The sequence below is a fragment of the Flavobacterium weaverense genome, assembly GCF_003688495.1.
Lineage (GTDB): Bacteria > Bacteroidota > Bacteroidia > Flavobacteriales > Flavobacteriaceae > Flavobacterium > Flavobacterium weaverense.
This window is the reverse complement of sequence record NZ_REFH01000009.1, coordinates 650,055-671,446: the sequence shown is the minus strand read 5'-3', so window position 1 is coordinate 671,446 and position 21,392 is coordinate 650,055. Positions and strand designations below refer to the sequence as shown.

Below are 21,392 nucleotides of genomic sequence, written 5' to 3'. Positions count from 1 at the left end.
AAATTATTTATTATAATGTACTTTTCTTCTTTTAAATGCTTTATATATTTCTATCCATAAAACAGAAATAAAACCAACTAAAACGCTCAAAACTATTTGGGAAGCAGAAACTCTTTCGAACTCAAAAAAGCTTGCAAATAATGGGATGAACAATAAAGCTGCGGTAAGTAAAACTGTTGCGCTTATAATAATGAATACTAAATTGTTTTTATATTTTAAAGTAGTCAGTACAGAATAGTAGAAGGAACGATTTGTCAACGTTAGAAAGATATTTGAAGAAATCAATGTTACGAAAACTAAAGTTCTAGTAGTGCTTTCAGAACAGTTGCTGTAAAGGCAATATTGATAGACAAATAGTAGTCCTATTGTAATAACTATTCCTTGAATTATGCTGATTGTAATTTCTTTTAATTTAAAAAAAGTATTTGTAAAAGGGCGTGGTTGTACTTGCATTAAATTTCGTTCCATAGGTTCGTTTTCGTAAATAATGGAACACGTTGGCCCCATAATTATCTCAAGAAATATTACGTGTACCGGAGAAAATATATTAGGATAAATCCATCCTAAAGCGAGCGGAATGAACACAATCAATATGATGGGAATATGTATTGAAATGATATACTGTATCGCTTTTTTTAAGTTGCTGTAAATTTTTCTTCCCATGGCGATAGCGTCGATCATTTTAGAAAAATCATCATCGACAAGGATAAGATTAGCGGCTTGTTTAGCAATTTCAGTTCCCTTTTTTCCCATCGCAATTCCTATGTGTGCTGATTTCAAAGCGGGTCCATCATTCACACCATCACCAGTCATAGCAACGATTTGATTATTATCTTTTAAAGCTTTAATAATTTTTAGTTTGGCTTCAGGAAACATTCTTGTAAAAATGGCAGTTTCCATGACGCGTGCTTTAAGAGTTTCCTCATCCATTGCCATTAATTCATCTCCATTCAATGTTTTGTCTGCGTTTCTAAAACCTATTTGCTTCGCAATTGTAGCGGTTGTTTCGGCATTATCACCGGTTACGATTTTTAATTGAATTCCAGCATCGTACAAGGTTTCAAAAGTAGCTTTTATATTCGCTTTTGGAGGATCGTAAAAAGCGACTAATCCTTTAAATTCAAATGAAAAGTCTTGCTGTTTTACAGGATAAGTAGTGCTTGAAAATGGAGTAAGTCCAACACCTAGAACGCGATAACCTTGTAAGGCCATTTTTTTCATTGCAGATAAAACTTGCTCTTTCTCTTCTGAGGATAAATTTGAAGTCGCTATCAATGCTTCGGTTGCACCTTTAGCAGCTATAATTCGTTTTCCATTTTTATTTTCGAAAACGTGAGTCATCATCGGAGGTTTTCCTGATAATGGGTATTCATGAACTAATTTAAAGTTAGGACGTTCATCTGCAATATTCAATTTTGAATAGGCATCATGTAAAGCAATTTCCATAGGGTCGAAAGGAATTGGCTCACTTGCCCACATTGCGATTGTCAATAGTTCAATAGTACTATTCTCAGAAAAATTATCATTTACACTGTTGTCAGATAAAGTGTAACATTGCGCTAAACTCATTTTGTTCTCAGTAATAGTTCCTGTTTTGTCTGTGCAAATAACCGTGGCACTACCTAAAGTTTCAACAGTCTTTGTTTGCTTTACGATAATCCCCATTTTCAATAGTCTCCAAGAACCAAGAGCCATAAAAGTGGTAAAAGCCACGGGGATTTCTTCTGGAATAATACTCATGGCAAGAGTCAGTGCTTTTAGCAGACTGTCTAAAACTTCATTTGAATTGTAATAATTTATTGCCCACACAAAAGCAAAAATCACTAAACCAACTAATGACATTTTTTTTACGAAGTTCCCCATTTGTACTTGTAAAGGAGTTTTTTCCTCTACAATGTTTTCTAAGCTTTTTCCTATTTTTCCTAGCTCTGTTTTATTTCCAACAGTGGTTACTTTACAGATTGCTAAGCCACTTGTTACAATAGTTCCAAGAAAAACAGTTTTTATAGTTGACGACTCACTTTTAAGTACCGCCATTGATTCTCCCGTTAATACGGATTCATTTACAGCAAAGTCGTTGGATTTGACAATTATTCCATCAGCAGGAATAAAGGTTCCTTCTTCACATTGTAGTAAATCTCCAACTACTATTTCTTCGCTTGCTATTTCAATTGTCTCGCCGTTACGAATCACTTTACTTTTAGGTTGCGATAGCTTTTTTAAAGCGTTGACAGCTGATCTACTTTTTGACTCTTGGTAAAGTGATATCGCAGAGACTAATAGAATTGCGGCAGCCATGAAAATACCATTTCCATAATCACCAGTTATAAAGTATATACTTGTCGCTGTTAATAGTAGCAAGAACATAGGTTCCACTACCATTTCTTTAACTGAATTTAGAAAGATGTTTTTTTTCGCATGATCTATACTATTGGCACCAAATGATGTTCTAGATTGTAATACATCTTCAGTAGAAAGTCCTTTCAAATCAGTTTCAGATTCTATCATACGGAAATAATTATGGATTATTTAAAGGAAACTAATTAATGCTTTTAACTCAAAGAATTGAGTTTGAACCGCAATTTAATTATTTATTCTGCAAGAACTCTGTTTTTTTACTTAAGATTATGTATATTTGCACGCAATTAAACTCCAACTACAATTGCAATGATCGCACACAACTCTAAAATTATCGGTGAAGGATTAACTTACGATGATGTTTTATTAGTTCCAAATTACTCAAATGTGCTTCCACGCGAAGTGAGTATCAAATCAAAATTTTCAAGAAATATAACGCTTAATGTTCCTATTGTATCCGCTGCTATGGATACAGTGACTCAAAGTTCTATGGCAATAGCTATGGCGCAAGAGGGAGGAATTGGTGTTTTGCATAAAAATATGACTATTGAGCAGCAGGCTGCTAAAGTTAGAAAAGTAAAACGTGCTGAGTCAGGGATGATTATTGATCCTGTAACTTTACCGTTGACTTCGACAGTTGCAGATGCTAAAAATGCTATGAAGGAATATGGTATTGGCGGTATTCCAATTGTAGATGAAAATAAAATTCTAAAAGGTATTGTAACTAATAGAGATTTGCGTTTTGAAAAAAATGGCGCAAGAGCTATTGTTGAGGTTATGACTACTGAAAATTTAGTGACCGTTCCAGAAGGTACTTCTCTAGAACAAGCTGAAATTGTTTTACAAGGACATAAAATTGAAAAATTACCGGTTGTAAATGACAAATATGAATTGGTTGGTTTAATTACATTCAGAGATATTACTAAATTAACTCAAAAACCAAACGCTAACAAAGATAAATTTGGACGTTTAAGAGTAGCTGCTGCTTTAGGTGTTACTGCTGATGCGGTAGAAAGAGCAACTGCTTTAGTAAACGCTGGAGTTGACGCTGTGATCATTGATACAGCTCACGGACATACAAAAGGTGTTGTAGATGTATTAAAAGCGGTAAAAGCTAAATTTCCAGAATTAGATGTTATAGTAGGTAATATTGCTACTCCAGAAGCAGCTAAATATTTAGTTGAAAATGGTGCTGACGGTGTAAAAGTAGGTATTGGTCCAGGCTCAATATGTACAACTCGTATTGTCGCTGGTGTAGGATTTCCACAATTCTCTGCAGTACTTGAAGTAGCTGCGGCTATAAGAGGAACAGGTGTTCCCGTAATTGCTGATGGTGGAATACGTTACACAGGTGATATTCCTAAAGCAATTGCAGCGGGTGCTGACTGTGTTATGCTAGGTTCATTGCTTGCAGGTACAATGGAATCTCCTGGAGAGACTATTATATTCGAAGGAAGAAAATTCAAGTCTTATAGAGGAATGGGTTCTGTTGAAGCAATGCAAGAAGGTTCAAAAGATCGCTATTTTCAAGATGTTGAAGATGATGTTAAGAAATTAGTTCCAGAAGGAATTGTAGGTCGTGTGCCATATAAAGGCGAATTAAACGAGAGTATGCAACAGTTTATTGGTGGTCTTCGTGCAGGAATGGGTTATTGTGGTTCAAAAGACATTCCAACTTTGCAAGAGACTGGACGTTTTGTTAGAATTACTGCCAGTGGAATTAATGAAAGTCATCCTCATAATGTGACTATTACAAAAGAAGCTCCAAATTATTCAAGATAAATTTCTTTTTGAAATCTAAAAAAAGGCTATTAAAATAATTTTAATAGCCTTTTTTTTATTCGTACCTAATCTCTTTTTGGTGCGTTTTTCTTATCTCTTTTTTCTTCTTTCTTTTCCTTTGCTGTTTTTAAAGGCTCTTTTTTCGCAACTTTCTTTGCGTCTTGACTTTTTGCCATGATCTAGATATTTAAAATTAGGTTTAATTATTGTAAGTAAATATATGTAATTTTTTTTGATTTTGAGTCAATAAAAAGTTTAAAAAAATCCCCAACTACTTTAGTAATTGAGGATTTATATTTAAAATTTCGAATAAGATAGTTTTAAATTTTATTTACTTTTATTTCTTCTTTAGAATTTTGTATTCTTCGTAACATCCGCTTATGGCGTCCATTATTTGTAAGTCATTTGCCGTTTGAATAAATGATTCAGAATAGTTACAACGTTGTAAAATTTCAGCTATTTCATTTTTTTCAACTCCTAATAACACAGCAATCATCTCTCTATCAAATTTAGATTCTAAAAGATTTCTAACGGTGTCATCCTTTTTCATCTCCTTTAATTTTTTCAATTCTTTAGGGTTTTTACCAAAGAAATTGTAGAGAACGTCTGCAGGATTAAAAATTGATCCGAGGACTCTTCCAAATGCGTTAGGAGAATATTCACCAGCTTCATAACCTTGAGTAAGTCCAGAAATACTATATCTAAAGTTTTCTTTGATAGGAATGATTTTAGTGTCAACTTCTAGATAACCAGTTAAATTGAATGGTCGAATTACAACTTCTTCAAGTGCAATTGCTTTTTCTGTTAGTTGGATTTTTGTGCTTTTGTTTTTTATCCAGTCGTTAGTAACGCGTACGCGTAACGATTGGAATCCTAAGCTAGTTATATGAAGGGTGTCATTTACTTGAACATCTAGTTCAAAGTATCCTCCTAAATCAGTAGTGGCACCTCTTACTTTGTTGACATTAATTATATTAACGCCGACTAAGGGTTCCCGGGTAGTATTACTAATAATTATACCATTAACTTTCTGTGAAGGCTCTTTAACTTGCGCAATTGCAGTTATAGATAGGACTAAAAAAAAGAAAACTACAAAATATTTCATATGCTAATTTAAAACTTTAAAAGTAATAAATCAAGATTGAATATTTTGTAGTTTCCTTATATAATTATAAGAAGATTAACAATGAATGTTAGTCTCTTCTTGGTCTTCTTGGTCTTGGTGAATCACCAAAGCTTTCAGAGCGTCTAGGTGCTCTATCAGATGAACCTTCAGTTCTAGGTCTGTCAGATGTAAATCCACCTTCTCTTCTAGGACCGAAACCACCTTCTCTTGGAGCTGAATTTCTATCGCTTCTAAATCCGCCACCTGAAGAACCTTCTCTTCTTGGAGCAAAACTACCTTCTCTTCTTGGAGCAGAACTTCTTCCACCACCAAAACTTCCACCTGAGCTTCTTCCATTATGGTCACGTCTTCCACCACCATCATTTTTAGAAATTTCAACATTGATTCTACGTCCTTCTAATTGAACGTTATTCAATACTTCCATTACTTTATCAGTATGTTCTGGATCTGTGTTAAAGAAAGAGAAACCTTCTTTTACATCTACTTTGAAAACGTCATCACGACCTAAGTCTAATGTTTCTTTCAAGTAATCTTTTAATGACATCCAGTCGAAGTTATCTCTAGAACCTATGTTCACGAAATATCTTGTTGCACCACCACCATTATTTTCTCTTGGAGCACCATCTCTATCATCACGCTCGCGTCTTTCGCCAGATTGAGTAGAAATATCTCTTGTTTTCTTATAATAATTGATAAAACGGTTAAATTCAACTGAAACCATTTTCTTAATCAATTCTTCTTTTGACAAGTCTTCAAGAACGCTATTAATAGCAGGTAAGTAGTTGTCGATTTCGTGATCAACTTCTGTATCTTTAATTTTAGTAGCTAAGTGCAATAATTGAATTTCGCAGATTTCAATTCCAGAAGGAATTGTTTTTTCTTCGAATTTTTGCTTGATGATTCTTTCAATAGAAGAAATCTTGCGCAATTCACTTTTAGTAACGATTACAATAGAAGTTCCTAATTTACCAGCACGACCAGTACGACCTGAGCGGTGATTGTAAGTTTCGATTTCGTCAGGTAATTGGTAGTTTACAACGTGAGTAATGCTATCAACGTCAATTCCACGTGCAGCAACGTCAGTAGCTACAAGCATTTGGATTTGGTGACCTCTAAAAGATTTCATTACACCGTCACGTTGCGCTTGAGATAAATCTCCGTGCAATGCAGCAGCACTATATCCGTCTTCTACTAATTTTTCAGCAACAGCTTGTGTATCACGTTTTGTTCTACAAAAAACTACTGAGAAAATGTCTGGATTAGCATCAGCTAAACGTTTCAACGCTTCGTAACGATCACGCGCATTCACTAAGTAATACTCGTGAGAAACTGTAGCTGAACCTGAATTTTTAGCTCCAACTGTAATTTCAATTGGATCTTTCATGAATTGTTTTCCAATACGTGCTACTTCAGCAGGCATTGTTGCAGAGAATAACCATGTGTTTTTGTCGTCTGGCGTAGTAGAAAGGATGTTTACGATATCTTCGTAGAAACCCATGTTCAACATTTCGTCAGCTTCGTCAAGAATACAATAGTTGATTTGAGAAATGTTAACCAATCCTCTATTAATCATATCTTGCATTCTTCCTGGAGTTGCCACAATAATTTGTGCACCTCTCTTTATGTCTCTCGCTTGATCTGTAATGCTAGCTCCACCGTAAACTGCTACCACATTAATACCTTTTTCGTATTTAGAGTAGTTTTTAATTTCGTTGGTAATCTGCAAACAAAGTTCGCGTGTTGGAGATAAAATTAATGCTTGTGTGTTTCTGTTGTTAGCATCAATTTTTTGGATAACTGGAAAACCAAATGCTGCCGTTTTCCCTGTCCCTGTCTGAGCCAACGCAACCATATCTGTATCTTTTTCCAATAATAGGGGAATCGCTTTCTCCTGTACTTCGGTCGGACTTTCAAATCCTAGATCTAAAATCGCCTTCAGTAACGATTCACTCAATCCTAATTGTTCAAATTTATTCATATGTATTTTTAAAATAGGGTGCAAAAGTACTGTTAATTATTCATATATGCTAATGCTATTTTAAGAATTATTAATTTATTGTGATTTGATTATCAGATTGTTATCTTTCTATTTATGAATTACCGAATTTTATTTAGATTGAAAAATGCTAAATATTCATTTTTAGACTAAAATATAAATCTAAAAACTACTGTTTTGGTGTTTTTAGTGCGTAGCCTGTAAAAATTTAATTAATTTGTGAGTTGCTTTTCCTCTATGACTGATATTATTTTTAATTTCAGCGCTAATTTCAGCAAAAGTCTCATTGTAACCAGTAGGTTTGAAAATTGGATCATATCCAAAACCTCCAGTTCCGGTCTTTTCTAAAGTGATTTCGCCATCGGCAATACCAGTAAAAAGTTTTTGTTTCCCTCCTAAATTTAAGGCAACGACAGTTTTAAATCGTGCAGTTCTATCATTTTTATGAGATAATGCTTGTAATAGTTTATTCATGTTGTCATCGGGATTGCATTGCAGTCCAGCATATCGCGCTGAAAAAACACCTGGAGCTCCGTCTAAACTATTTACTTCGAGACCGGTATCATCAGCAAAGCAGTCATGACCGTAATTTTTAGTCACATAATCTGCTTTTAAAATTGCGTTTCCTTCTATAGTATCAGCTGTTTCTGGAATTTCTTCAAAACATCCAATGTCCTCTAAACTTAGAATTTTTATGGTTTCAGGAAGCATACTTTGAACTTCTCTTATTTTATTTTTGTTATTTGATGCGAAAACCAGTTGCATGATATGTTTTTTAGGATTGACTTTTCAAATATACATTTTTTAAATAAATGATAGAAGTAAGGCAGTAATAGCAGAATGATGAGATATTCTACAATCATGATTTTAATACCTCGTCACACTTTTTAAATTATCTGGGAAATAAAGGTCTGCTAAATGTGTGAACTCATCACCACGCATGAATATATTGATATCCACGTCAGCAAAACTACTCTTTCCTGCTGCAGCTAAGAGTTCGTTTGCCGCATGTAAAGTATTGCGATGAAAATGAAAAACACGTTCTGATTTATCACTTACTACTAAACCTTTCATTAACATCTTATCTTGTGTTGCAACTCCCGTTGGACAAGTATTAGTATTGCAACGTAGCGCTTGTATACAGCCTAAAGAAAACATAAATCCACGAGCACTATTACACATATCTGCACCTAATGCTACTGCTTTTAAAATAGAATATCCAGAAATTATTTTACCGCTACATATAACACGTATTTTATCTCTAATACCATAAAACACTAGAGTTTTATTTACAAATATAAGTGCAGGTTCATATGGCATACCAACTCCATCACTAAATTCTAATGGAGCAGCGCCAGTTCCACCTTCGGCACCGTCAACTGTTATAAAATCTGGGTAGCAATTCTGTGCGACCATCGCTTCACAAATAGCTTCAAATTCGGTTGTTTTACCAATACACAATTTAAAACCAATTGGCTTTCCGTTAGAAAGTCTGCGAAGTTCAGCAATGAATGTTATTAAACCTTGAGTATCTGAAAAAGCAGAATGTCCCGGAGGTGATAGAATAGTTGTGTGTGGTTCCACACCTCTTATTTTTGCAATTTCTTCAGTATTTTTTGTGGCAGGTAAAACACCTCCATGCCCAGGTTTAGCACCTTGAGATAATTTGATTTCTATCATTTTTACTTCGGGAAGATTTGCTTTTTGTTCAAATTTTTCAGCATCAAATCCTCCTTCTGCGTTACGACAACCAAAATAACCAGTACCTATTTGCCATGTTACGTCACCGCCTTGTTGATGAAATTGCGTTAAACCTCCTTCACCTGTGTTGTGGTAAAAATTTCCTTTTTGTGCTCCTTTATTTAAGGCTACAATCGCATTTTCACTTAATGAACCGAAACTCATCGCTGAAATATTTAATAAAGAAGCGGAGTAGGGTTGTTTACAATCAGGTCCACCAACTAAAACGCGCGGAAGTTCTTCATTTACTGTTGCAGGAAATATGGAATGCTTGATTCCTTCATAACATGATTGATTAATATCGAGCTGGGTTCCAAAAGGAGTTGTAGCATCAATATTTTTGGAACGCTGATACGCTAAACTACGTTGACTGCGAGAGAATGGCTTACCATCAGTGTTACGCTCAATAAAATATTGCTGAATTTCTGGAGCGATCATTTCGAACAGATATCTAAAGTAACCCAGGACCGGGAAGTTTCTTAAAATTGCGTGTTTATGTTGAACGCTATTCGCATAACCAACCAGCAATAAAACTACCAAAACCGCCATAAATATAAGACCTATATCAAATAAAAGATAAATCGCGAAAGTGATAATTAGTAAAGCTATCCCGAATATAAAAAAGTTTTTTCTCATTTCTAAAATTGTTTAACCTCTAAAATAGAAAGAATATTAATTATTTCAAGTCTTTGCGCTGTTTATTTAAAAATAATAGCTTTTATTTAACAAATATTAAAGTTTGTATTACCTAACGCAAACAGCAGTTTATAAGAATACCTATTAAATTTTGCCTAATTATAATTCGCCCCAATGAATCAAAAAAGACGCAAACAGATTTCTTCAGTTTTAAAATTGCTGTTTTTTATTTTGTTCTACTCCAATACGTACTCCCAATACGTATTTAATAGCGATGCAGTTCCTGATAGGATTTCGTTACACAACCATACAACTATGGTCAATGTCGCTAATCGCGATTTGAATATTAATTACGTAATTTCAAATTTTAACTCCTTAAATCCTTCGAAGCTTAAAACTGAAAATGATGATTTAGGCTTTACGCAAAATAATTTCTGGTTAAAAACAGTTTTAAGAAACAACACCAACAATAAGTTATCATACTATTTAGAGACAGCTAGGCCTTTGACAGATCTTGTAGAATTGTACACTATTGATGAAACTACTGTTATTATTACAAAAAGAATAAGTGGCGACTTAATCCCGTATTCCAAACGTAGTTTTGACAATCGAAAAATTATTTTTAAGATTGAAATTGCTCCGCAATCGAGTCAGCAGCTGTTTATACACCTTAGAAGTGATGGTGAAGCAATAAAAATTCCGATGATTCTATATTCATCAGAAAGTTTTATAAAAATGATCGCAAACGAACAATTATTCTTTGGAGTATTTTATGGGATTTTGCTTCTAGCTGCAATTGTCTATTTCTTCTTCTTTTTAGCATTGAGTGAGAAAGTATTCCTGTATTATAGTTTATATGTCTTTTTCATGGGTTTGCTACAATTTGCGCTAGATGGATTTTTCTTTAAATTTGTTACACCAAATGGCGGATGGCTTTCAAACCATGCCGTACTATTTATTGCGATAGTGGCAGTTTTTCTATCAGGGAAGTACAGTGAATTGTTTTTGAAAATTAAGGATAATAGTAAAAAAATCTATACTTTATTTAATGTTGCTTACGTATTATTGTTCACTCTTTTATTGATAACCATTCTATTTCCATCGCTTCTTCTAGCATCTTACATATTTGTAAATGTTCTAACTTTAATATTTCTACTTTTAATAATATTCTCGATTGGTCATCTTTATTATACTAAAAAATCGATTGATCCTTTTTTTACCACTGGAATTTCATTCTTAATAATTGGTTTTGCAGTTTTTATATTATACAATTTCGGAATTCTGCCTGATAATTTTTTCACGAAGTATAGCGCTAAAATAGGTACGGGATTAGAAGTGATTTTCTTATCTCTTTCGATGTCTAATTTAATTAGAAATCTAAAAAACGAGAAAAATGAATTGAATCGCTTGGCATTAATTCGATCTGAAGAAATGAATGATTTAAAATCATACTTTTTGTCTAATATCAGTCACGAATTGAGAACACCACTCAATGCCATTATGAATTTAATTGATTCAATAAGTACTGAAGTCGAAGATGAAAAAATTCATAAAAAATGTCAGATTATTAAATATTCATCTAATAGTTTGCTGAGTTCTGTAAATGATATTTTAGATTTCTCAAAAATTGAAAAGGATGAATTAAAGTTAGAAGTGATGCCATTCGATTTTTCGAAAGTTTTGGAAAATCTGAATTTTAATGCAAGTAATATTGCTGCTGAGAAAGGTCTTAGTTTCGAATTTAGTAAGTCGAATTCTGTTCCAAATTTTCTTATTGGAGATGAAGCGCGATTGACGCAAATTATCAATAACGTTTTAAACAATGCTATTAAGTTTACATCAGAAGGTGGAGTGAAATTCACTGTTGATAGTGCAATTAAGTCGCAAAATAGAGCAAGTTTGAAATTTACAGTTGTCGACTCTGGAATTGGTATACCAAAAAATAAAATTGATAGTATTTTTGATTCTTTTTCGCAAAACAATATTGATAACAAAAGGAAATTTGGCGGATTAGGATTAGGCCTTTATATTGTAAAGACATTGGTCGATATGCAAAATGGAACAATAAAAATGACCAGCGAAATCAATAAAGGAACAACATTTGAAATAATGTTAGATTTTGATGTAGAAGTAAAGGAGGAGGTTGTGATTGTAGAGCAGGTGCCAATCGCCTGCGATCTGAAAGGCAAAAGCATTTTAGTTGTTGAAGATAATCCTATCAATCAGATGGTAATTAAAATGATTACAAAAAAATGGTTAAATACTGAAGTAGCTTATGCTAATAACGGCGAGGAAGCAATTGATTTATTGAAAAAGAGTCATTTTGATATTATATTAATGGATCTTCAAATGCCTGTGATGGACGGTTACGAAGCTACAATTGCTATAAGAAATGGGCAAGCTGGAGTTAAAAATACAAACATCCCTATTATCGCAATTACAGCCGATGTAATGGAAGGTACAAAACAACGTGTGAGTGAAATAGGGATGAATGACTATCTTTCAAAACCAGTTAAAAAAGAGATCTTATACGAATCTATTTTAAAATTAGTTTAACTGTAACGTAAACGGACATAGACGTGTTTTATTCCTTTCTTATCAGAATCACGTTCGTCTATTTCCAAGATGTCAGTTAGCGATTTTAACATAGGAGTTAATTTTGTAAAGCCATAATTTCTAGGATCAAATTCTGGTTTTCTTTTTACAATAAAATTCCCAACGTCTCCTAGAAATGCCCAACCGTCATCGTCACAAATGTCTTCGATAGTAGTTTCCAGCAACTCTATAGTGCTAGTATCTATTTTATTGAGCGATTTTTCTACTGGTTTCTCCACTGGTTTTTCTACTGGTTTCTTCGTGTCTGTTGTTAGTTTCTTTTTAGCTTTCTTCTTAATAGCACCATCTAAAACTTCGATATAGATAAATCGATCACATGCTACGATGAATGAATTAGGTGTTTTTTGTTCTCCAATTCCAATTACTTTCATCCCTGATTCTCGTAATCGGATGGCTAAACGTGTAAAATCAGAATCGCTGGAAACAATGCAGAAACCATCTACCTTATCAGAATAAAGTAAATCCATTGCATCGATAATCATTGCAGAATCGGAAGAGTTTTTCCCAACAGTATAGCTGTATTGTTGGATTGGAGTAATAGCGTGTTCTAATAAAACACTTTTCCAACCGCCAGCATTAGGTTTGGTCCAGTCGGCATAAATACGTTTAGTAGTTGGAGTTCCAAATTTGGCTATTTCTTCCATCATTCCCTTTACGTTACTGTATGGAACGTTGTCGGCATCAATTAGCACTGCCAGCTTTAATTCTTTAATATCTTGTGACATTTTCTTGTGTATTAATTGTTCTTTTGTTTAAGTAGAACTGAATTTTTATAAATTATTTTTTTATTTTAACTAATGTTAAAGTAAAAAGAAGCTTTTTTAAACCGATTTTTGTAAATTGACTTTTATATTAATTGAAATTATATCGACTGCAATTTTTCTGATGTTCGAAAAGTACTTAACATTACTATAAAATTAAAAAATACTTGATTATCAGATCCTTTTTGGATTGATTAAGTGCTTTATTAACCGCTTTGTTTTTTGAATTTTAACATTGAAATGCTTAGATTAAGCTTTCTTAGTTTCAAATATACAAAGTTTAATAATAAAAATAGATATTTAAAAGATTGGAGTAAAAACGTTTTATGTCGCTATATATAGTGTCAAAGGTTAATGTGGGCTAGAATAATTAATATGTCTTTAGGTGAAATTTAGCGCGTTCTTCGCGTTAAAATAAACAAAAAAAATATATCTCGATTCAAGTCCTTTATAAAATTTAAATAATTATTTTTGCAACTTCTTAAAATTAAAATTATTACTTGATATATTATGGTAAAAGATTTATTCGAAAGGATTCAAAACAATAAAGGACCATTAGGGAAATGGGCTTCACAAGCTGAAGGTTATTTTGTTTTTCCAAAATTAGAGGGTGAACTAGGTCCAAGAATGCAGTTTGGTGGAAAGAATATTTTGAACTGGAGTTTGAATGATTACTTAGGACTTGCAAATCACCCAGAGGTGCGTCAAGCAGATACGGACGCAGCTGCACAGTTTGGTGCTGCATATCCTATGGGAGCTCGTATGATGAGTGGTCAAACTAAATATCATGAACAATTAGAAAATGAATTGGCTGCTTTTGTTATGAAAGAATCTGCTTATTTATTAAATTTTGGTTATCAAGGAATGGTATCTATTATTGATGCTTTGGTAACTAAAAATGATGTTATTGTTTACGACGTTGATGCACATGCTTGTATTATAGATGGTGTTCGTTTGCACATGGGGAAACGTTTTACGTATCGCCATAACGACGTAGAAAGTATGGAGAAAAATCTTCAACGTGCTACTAAGTTAGCAGAAGAAAATGGTGGTGGAATATTATTCATTACAGAAGGTGTTTTCGGAATGCGTGGACAACAAGGAAAGCTGAGAGAAGTTGTTGAAATGAAGAAAAAATACAACTTTCGTTTGCTAGTTGATGATGCACACGGTTTTGGTACACTTGGTAAAACTGGAGCTGGAGCAGGTGAGGAACAAGGAGTTCAAGATGATATTGATGTATACTTCTCTACTTTTGCGAAATCAATGGCTAACATTGGTGCTTTCGTAGCAGCGGATAAAGATATTATCGATTATTTGAAATACAATATGCGTTCTCAAATGTTTGCTAAATCTTTACCTATGATTCAAACGATTGGATCGTTGAAACGTTTACAATTATTACGTGACAATCCTGGCTTGAAAGATAAATTATGGGAAAACGTAAATGCATTACAAAGCGGACTTCGTAGTAAAGGATTTAATATAGGTGATACGAATACATGTGTAACTCCGGTATATCTTGAAGGTAGTGTTCCAGAAGCTATGGTTATGGTTAATGATTTAAGAGAAAACTATGGTATTTTCTTGTCTATCGTAATCTATCCTGTAATTCCTAAAGGGATGATATTGTTAAGAGTTATTCCTACAGCACCTCACACAATTGATGATATTAATGAAACATTAGTTGCTTTTGAAGCTATTCGTGAGAAATTACTAAATGGTACGTATAAAGAAATTGCTTCTCGTACGACAGTTGATTTAGATGCTTAGTAAAATATATAAAAGGGTTTTCTAAATTGCCTTTATAAATACTCACTTTAGTTTTAAAGAACTAAAGTTTGACAAAAGAAGAAATCCATTTGCAATTGCGAATGGATTTTTTTTTGGACTCAATATTTTATTGCTCTGCTATATTTTTAGGAATTAAAAAATTATTAAGACTTTAATATGGTAATTCGCTTTCTGCTAATTTTGTATTATAAAAGATCATTAAAACTTAATTCTTGGCTATAACCCAAATAGTACTCTCAAAAATAAAAAATCTCATTTGGTTTTAAGAAAATGAGATTATATTGCTATTATGTTTATAAAAGTTTAGTGTAAGTACATCTTCTTTTATGCACAACCGTATTAAAATGTTTCCATAAATTAATACTTGCCGCATTATCAGCTAACTCAGGTGTTCTAAAACAATTTAGAATTCCTCTTTCTTTAAAAGTTTCGTAATATTCTTTAAAAATAACTGCTGTTACCGCTTTGTTTTGATATTCTGGTGCTACACCAATAAGGTAAAAAAGAACGTCTTTACTTTGTTTTTTTGCCTTAAGTAAATGTATAAATCCAAAAGGAAATAACTTTCCGTTTGCTTTTTGTAATGCCTCGGTGAATGAAGGCATTACGATGCTAAAAGCGACAAGATTTTTATCTTTGTCCTCAACAAATTTAATGTATTCTGGATTGATGAAACTAATATATTTCTTTTTGAAATATTCCTTTTGTGTGTCGGAAATAGCTACGAAAGAGGATAAGGAAGCGTAAGATTTATTAAATAAATCAAACATTTTATCTATATGAGGCATAACCTCTTTAGTAGTCTTAAAATTTAGCGCTGTCAATTGGTATCTTCTCTTTACCAAATCATTCGCTTTTTCAAAAAACTCTGGTTTTACGTTTTCAAATGGGAATTTGCTCTCAATATATTCTTTCTCCTTTACGTAACCTAATTGTTCAAAGTGAGTTGCATAATACGGATTGTTGTACCAAGTAATCATGTTTCCTATTTCATCAAAACCTTCAGTCAAAACACCTACTTTATCTAGGTTAGAAAAACCTATTGGTCCTTCTACGTATTCTAAATTATTTTTACGCCCTAGTTCATAAACTTTTTCTAAAAGTGCTTTCGTAACTTCTACATCATCAATGACATCAAACCAGCCAAAACGAACTTTCTTTTTGTGCTGATCATTTACTTCGCTCCAGTTTATAATTGCCGTTATTCTTCCAACAATTTCATTGTTTTTTTTGGCGATATAAAAATAAGCTTCTGCTGTTTCAAATGCAGGATTTTTTTCTTTATCAAAACCCTCTAATTCATCTGAAATTAGCGGAGCAACCCAGTTTTTATTGTTTTTGTAAAGAGAAAAAGGAAACTTTATATATTCTTTTAATTCACTTTTACTTTTAGCTTCGTGTATTGTAATCATCGTTTTTGTAAAATTCGGTGTTTATCCTTTTTTTGTTTTTGCTGCTCTTCTTCTTCCCTTCTTTTCGGCATCGCCTGAGTCTACTTTCATTCTTACTTCTTTATAGTTGGCGTCATATCGCCATGAAAAACCAATCCCTCCGTATAGAATAGAAGGAGTTGTTTTTAAACTATTACTAATCGAAGCATCTATTTGCATGTCTTTATTTAATAAATAAGCGGCGCCACCTCTTATGATTGCGTCGCTGTAGAAATCACTCTTATAACCTTGATTTTCGACAAAGCCAGACCATTTCTCACTAAATCCTCTAGTTAATGTCAAGACGTATCCATAACTCGGAAAATCTGTGCCTATATAATCAGCTATAATGTTAGTCACAAAAACCCATCTGCCATCTCCAAGATGATTTTGTGTAATTAACATCACTTTTGGTGAAATTTCAGCTGCAGGTGAAAAAGCATAAGGATTGTTAGAAAAATTTAAATTTGCACCAGCAAATACTGAGACTGCTGGAAGTAATTGATGCCAATTAAAAGCACGATTTGCTTTCCAACTGTACAAATTTATTTTCTTTTCATAATTCTTGAAAGGATCGTAAACTAAGTATTTAGCTCCGAAAACAGTTTTCTTTAAGGCAGATTGTTGTTCACTTCTGAAATTTTCAATATGCTGTTGACTTTGATATTGAAAATCTGCAATTAGTTCTAAGGGTTCAAAAAACAATCCCCAACGCAACATCATGTCCACCCCAAAACCGTTATTCTCATAATTAAGTAAATCATGCTTTTCTTTAATTCCGTAGATTCCAGTTTCCATTTGAAAAACAGATTTTCCCACTGCAAAAGCTGACATTGTTTCTCCAGGTCTATTGGAATTAATTTGGTCTGTATGTTGGCCGAAATTTACCAACGGAAGTAGGAGAACGGCAACGATAAGTATGATTTTTACTTTTGACATAATTAATTATTGAGTTAAAAAGCGGCAAGGTATTTCAAATGTACTATATTTTATTATTTATTTAAGAATGATATCTTAATTTTGACCTTTTGATTTATTAATTTTGAAAAAAAAATACATTTATGCAAACAGCTTCATTTACTGGTTTTATAAAAGCAATTTTTTATATGATCGCTTTCTACTACGTGTTCCGTTTTTTAGCGAAATTGTTTTTGCCTTTGATCGTGAAAAAAGTAGTTGAAAAAGCTGGGCAGAATATGCAGCAGCAACAGCAGAATAATTGGCAGAAAACTCAAAATAAAGAAGAAGTTATTTTTAATCCAACAAATGCTAAAAATCCCCGTGAGACCAAAAAAGTTGGTGATTATGTTGATTACGAAGAAATAGATTAAGTTTGCCGTTTTAATAAGCTTTTTACTTTAATCCAAACTTTTTTTAAATTGAAAATAATAAATAAGTTCTATCCACACGCTCTAGCCATACTTGGTTTTATTCTTATTTCTTTAATTTATTTTTATCCTGTTTTACAAGGAAAGCAAATCTCACAATCAGATATTGTTCAATATACTGGAATGGCTAAGGAGCAAAATGACTTTAGAGCTACAGATAATATTGAGCCTTTCTGGACGAATTCCGCTTTTGGTGGAATGCCCACATACCAGTTGGGAGCTAAATATCCTCACGATTACATAGGTGCGATAGATGACGCTTTACGTTTTTTACCACGTCCTGCAGATTATTTATTTTTATACTTTTTAGGGTTTTATGGCTTGATGTTGGTTCTAAAGATAGATCCGCTAAAAGCATTTTTTGGAGCATTAGCTTTTGGATTATCAACTTACATGATTATTATTTTAGGTGTGGGTCACAATGCTAAAGCGCATGCTATAGCTTATATGCCATTGGTTATCGCAGGTTTTATTTTGGTTTTCCAAAAAAAATACATTCTCGGTGGATTGATTACGCTTTTTGCGACAGCGCTAGAAATAAGTGCTAATCACTTCCAAATGACTTATTATTTATTGATTTTCTTATTAATCCTTTCCTGTTATTTTATTTATCAGCAAGTAAAAGAGAAGGATTATAAAGCGATGCTTTATTCTTTTGGGACATTACTAGTTGCGGGTATTTTCGCAATAGGTGCAAATGCGACAAATTTATTAGCAACCACAGAATATACTGATTTTAGTATCCGTGGTAAAAGTGAATTAACTTTTAATCCAAATGGTTCAAAGAACGAAACGACTAGTTCGATGAGTAAAGACTATATTACTGAATATAGTTACGGAATTGTTGAGAGTTTAAATTTGGTCGTGCCAAGATTATTTGGTGGTTCAAATAATGAAGCAGTGGGAAGAGACAGTCATATGTATGAATTTATGATTGGTCAAGGAGTTCCAGAAGCACAAGCAACGGATTTTGTTTCAGGAATGCCAACTTACTGGGGTGATCAGCCCATTGTTGCCGCGCCAGCTTACATTGGTGCAGTGGTTTTCTTTCTTGCGGTATTGGCTCTTTTTACTGACAAACGTAAAATTAAATATGTATTTCTTTCTGGTGCAATAGTGGCATTGATTCTTTCGTGGGGAAAAAATTTCTCATTAATTACTGATTTTTTTATTGATTACATTCCTTTGTACGACAAGTTTAGAGCAGTTTCTTCGATACAAGTTGTTCTTGAACTTTGCTTTCCAGTTCTTGCCATGATGGGATTACAATCGTTCTTTCAGCTAGATAAAAAAGCACAGTGGAAAGGAATTTATGAAACAGCGATTTTAGGATTAGGAATCATGGTAATACTATTTTTAAGTAAAAGTATGTTTAGCTTTTCGGGTGCTAATGACGGTGCTTACGAGCAAAGTTACGGTCCTGAATTTGTAAATGCTTTGAAGCTTGATCGAATGAGTTTATATAGTGCAGATTTATTGCGCTCTGGATTCTTTATGCTTGTGACTGCTGGAATTTTGTGGTTTGCAATGAAAGATAGATTGGCTCAAAAATCAGCAATTATAATTGTAGGTCTAGTAATGGTTGCAGATTTATTTTTTGTCGCTAAAAATTATGTCTCAGCAAAAGATTTTGTTAGAGGAAGCGAAGTGACAATGCCTTTCACTGAAACGCCAACGGACGCACAAATTTTGAAAGACACATCAAATTATAGAGTTTTTGAAGTCGCAGATGTATTAGGAGCTCGTGCTTCCTATTTCCATAAATCTATAGGTGGTTACAGTGCAGTTAGACCAAGAAGGATGCAGCAATTAGTCGATTACCAAATCGCTAAAAATAATATTGAGGTATTGAGCATGCTTAATGTGAAATATGTTATTCAAAGAGATAAAGAAGGAAATGAATTCCCAACCGCTAACCCAGATGCTAATGGAAACGCTTGGTTTATTAGTCAAGTTAAATTTGTTACTTCAGCAGATGGCGAGATGAAAGCGTTAGATAGCTTAGATTCTAAAAATGTAGCTATTGTAAATGAAAGAGAATTTAAGGTTAGTAAAAAGGCTTTCGCCAAAGATGATTTGGCAACAATTAATTTATCTTCTTACAAACCAAATCATCTAATATACAATTCAAATAACAGCAACGAAGGTTTAGCAGTTTTTTCTGAAATGTATTACGGAAAGGGATGGAATGCTTACATCGATGGTAAAAATGTAGATCATATTAGAATTGATTATGTTTTAAGAGGATTGCAAATTCCAGCAGGTAAGCATACTGTAGAATTCAAATTTGAACCGCAGGTAATAAAAACTGGAAGTACAATAACTTTAGTTAGTGGTTTTGGAATCTTGTTATTATTAGTTGGAGGTATTTACTTCGAAAATAAACGTTTTGATAAAGGCGAAGGAACTGCGATATAAATGGAAAAAGATTCTGTAATTGAAAGCAGTAGCACTTTAGTGCATAAGGAAAATAAAAAAGTTCTTATTATCACTTACTATTGGCCACCTGCCGGCGGACCTGGTGTACAGCGGTGGTTGAAGTTCGTTAAATATCTTCCAGATTTCGGAATTCAACCAATTGTCTACATTCCTGAAAATCCGACGTACCCAATTCTTGATGAAAATCTAGTACAAGAAGTTTCAGAGAAGGCAATCATTCTGAAACAGAAAATTTTTGAACCGTATCAATTAGCGTCGGTTTTTTCGAAAAACAAAACTAAGAAAATCAGTTCTGGAATAATTCCAAATCAAAAGAAGCAGTCTTTATTAGATAAGACTTTCCTCTGGATTCGGGGAAATCTTTTTATTCCTGATGCTCGTGTTTATTGGGTTAAGCCATCGGTATCTTATTTAGAGAAGTATATTGTAGATCACAATATCGAGACGATAATTACATCTGGACCGCCTCATAGTTTGCATCTCATTGGACTAGAATTAAAAAATAAATTAAATGTAGAATGGTTTGCTGATTTTCGGGATCCTTGGACGACGATAGGATATCACAAATCATTACGATTGTCCAGTTTTGCAGCTAAAAAGCATAAATTTTTAGAACATCAGGTTTTAAATTCAGCCGATTGTATTATTGTTACAAGCAAAACTACTAAAATTGAATTTGAAGCGATTACAAGCAAACCTATTGCTGTAATTACGAATGGTTATGACACGGAGCAAGTTGGAAAACAAACTTTAGATACTAAATTTAGCTTAGCTCATATTGGATCTTTTTTATCTGAAAGAAATCCCATTATTTTATGGGAGAGCTTTACGGAATTAATTCAAGAGATTCCTGATTTTAAATTTCATTTGGAAATCAAATTAATAGGAGCTGTGAGTCAGGAAGTTTTGGAAACAATCACGAGATTCAATTTAGATCCTTACGTAAACAATTTAGGATACGTTTCACATCATGAAGCAATTGTACATCAAAGAAAGTCTCAGGTTTTATTGCTAATCGAAATTGATTCCCAAGATACAAAAAGCATTATTCCTGGAAAGTTGTTTGAATATTTGGTTTCTAATCGGCCTATCATTGCGATCGGGCCAGAGGATTCAGATTTTGCTGAAATTATTGCAAATACTAATACGGGACAGTTCGTTAAGTATTCAGAGAAAATGAAATTAAAAAGTGTAATTTTGGACTTTTATAATCAATTTTTGGAAGGAAAATTACAATCAAATGGAATTGGTTTACAGAAATATTCCAGAAAAAGTTTGACAAGAGAATTGGCACAATTGATCAATCCGAAAGTATAAACTTTAATA

14 protein-coding genes are annotated in these 21,392 nt (G+C 33.2%); 6 read left to right on the top strand and 8 right to left on the bottom strand.

The annotated features are described in order from the left end of the window. Nucleotides 1-3: 3 nt before the first annotated feature. Nucleotides 4-2,508 carry a cation-translocating P-type ATPase gene (locus BC961_RS09625; protein WP_121925625.1) on the bottom strand — a complete coding sequence of 835 codons (2,505 nt, stop codon included), beginning with the start codon at nucleotides 2,506-2,508 and terminating at the stop codon, nucleotides 4-6. A 159-nt stretch (nucleotides 2,509-2,667) separates the two neighbouring features. Here BC961_RS09625 and guaB point away from each other — a divergent pair, with 159 nt between their 5' ends. Continuing rightward, entirely contained in the window at nucleotides 2,668-4,140 is a 1,473-nt protein-coding gene (gene guaB, locus BC961_RS09620; RefSeq protein ID WP_121925624.1) for an IMP dehydrogenase, read from the top strand. Between the two features lie 337 nt (nucleotides 4,141-4,477). Here guaB and BC961_RS09610 read toward each other — a convergent pair whose 3' ends face one another. The 4 genes from BC961_RS09610 to BC961_RS09595 all read right to left on the bottom strand — a co-directional run bounded on the left by BC961_RS09610 (nucleotide 4,478) and on the right by BC961_RS09595 (nucleotide 9,638). Then, entirely contained in the window at nucleotides 4,478-5,245 is a 768-nt protein-coding gene (locus BC961_RS09610) for a carboxypeptidase-like regulatory domain-containing protein (RefSeq protein ID WP_121925622.1), read from the bottom strand. 88 nt (nucleotides 5,246-5,333) lie between these two features. Next, nucleotides 5,334-7,244 carry a DEAD/DEAH box helicase gene (locus tag BC961_RS09605; RefSeq protein ID WP_121925621.1) on the bottom strand — a complete coding sequence of 637 codons (1,911 nt, stop codon included), beginning with the start codon at nucleotides 7,242-7,244 and terminating at the stop codon, nucleotides 5,334-5,336. A gap of 204 nt (nucleotides 7,245-7,448) precedes the next feature. Next, nucleotides 7,449-8,027, bottom strand: a complete 579-nt coding sequence (locus BC961_RS09600) for a non-canonical purine NTP diphosphatase (RefSeq protein WP_121925620.1) — start codon at nucleotides 8,025-8,027, stop codon at nucleotides 7,449-7,451. A gap of 102 nt (nucleotides 8,028-8,129) precedes the next feature. Then, nucleotides 8,130-9,638, bottom strand: a complete 1,509-nt coding sequence (locus BC961_RS09595; RefSeq protein WP_121925619.1) for an FMN-binding glutamate synthase family protein — start codon at nucleotides 9,636-9,638, stop codon at nucleotides 8,130-8,132. 174 nt (nucleotides 9,639-9,812) lie between these two features. Here BC961_RS09595 and BC961_RS09590 point away from each other — a divergent pair, with 174 nt between their 5' ends. Further along, nucleotides 9,813-12,194, top strand: coding sequence for a hybrid sensor histidine kinase/response regulator (locus BC961_RS09590; protein WP_121925618.1), 2,382 nt, complete (start codon nucleotides 9,813-9,815; stop codon nucleotides 12,192-12,194). On the opposite strand, the gene BC961_RS09585 is transcribed toward BC961_RS09590, so the two are convergent. After that, nucleotides 12,191-12,979 (bottom strand): NYN domain-containing protein, encoded by a 789-nt coding sequence (locus BC961_RS09585; protein ID WP_121925617.1) that lies wholly within the window; start codon nucleotides 12,977-12,979, stop codon nucleotides 12,191-12,193. The genes BC961_RS09590 and BC961_RS09585 overlap by 4 nt on opposite strands. A 546-nt stretch (nucleotides 12,980-13,525) precedes the next feature. Here BC961_RS09585 and BC961_RS09580 point away from each other — a divergent pair. Continuing rightward, nucleotides 13,526-14,788: an aminotransferase class I/II-fold pyridoxal phosphate-dependent enzyme gene (locus tag BC961_RS09580; protein ID WP_121925616.1), complete on the top strand. Its 1,263-nt coding sequence runs from the start codon at nucleotides 13,526-13,528 to the stop codon at nucleotides 14,786-14,788. Between the two features lie 314 nt (nucleotides 14,789-15,102). On the opposite strand, the gene BC961_RS09575 is transcribed toward BC961_RS09580, so the two are convergent. Further along, nucleotides 15,103-16,221 carry a GTP cyclohydrolase gene (locus BC961_RS09575; RefSeq protein ID WP_121925615.1) on the bottom strand — a complete coding sequence of 373 codons (1,119 nt, stop codon included), beginning with the start codon at nucleotides 16,219-16,221 and terminating at the stop codon, nucleotides 15,103-15,105. A 21-nt stretch (nucleotides 16,222-16,242) separates the two neighbouring features. After that, nucleotides 16,243-17,178 carry a transporter gene (locus BC961_RS09570; RefSeq protein ID WP_121925614.1) on the bottom strand — a complete coding sequence of 312 codons (936 nt, stop codon included), beginning with the start codon at nucleotides 17,176-17,178 and terminating at the stop codon, nucleotides 16,243-16,245. Between the two features lie 122 nt (nucleotides 17,179-17,300). On the opposite strand from BC961_RS09570, the gene BC961_RS09565 reads away from it, so the two are divergent. The 3 genes from BC961_RS09565 to BC961_RS09555 are packed head-to-tail and all read left to right on the top strand — an operon-like array spanning nucleotide 17,301 to nucleotide 21,383. After that, nucleotides 17,301-17,570: a DUF4834 family protein gene (locus tag BC961_RS09565; RefSeq protein WP_121925613.1), complete on the top strand. Its 270-nt coding sequence runs from the start codon at nucleotides 17,301-17,303 to the stop codon at nucleotides 17,568-17,570. A 48-nt stretch (nucleotides 17,571-17,618) separates the two neighbouring features. Continuing rightward, nucleotides 17,619-20,045 (top strand): YfhO family protein, encoded by a 2,427-nt coding sequence (locus tag BC961_RS09560; protein ID WP_121925612.1) that lies wholly within the window; start codon nucleotides 17,619-17,621, stop codon nucleotides 20,043-20,045. Beyond that, nucleotides 20,046-21,383, top strand: a complete 1,338-nt coding sequence (locus BC961_RS09555; protein ID WP_121925611.1) for a glycosyltransferase — start codon at nucleotides 20,046-20,048, stop codon at nucleotides 21,381-21,383. Nucleotides 21,384-21,392 lie beyond the last annotated feature (9 nt).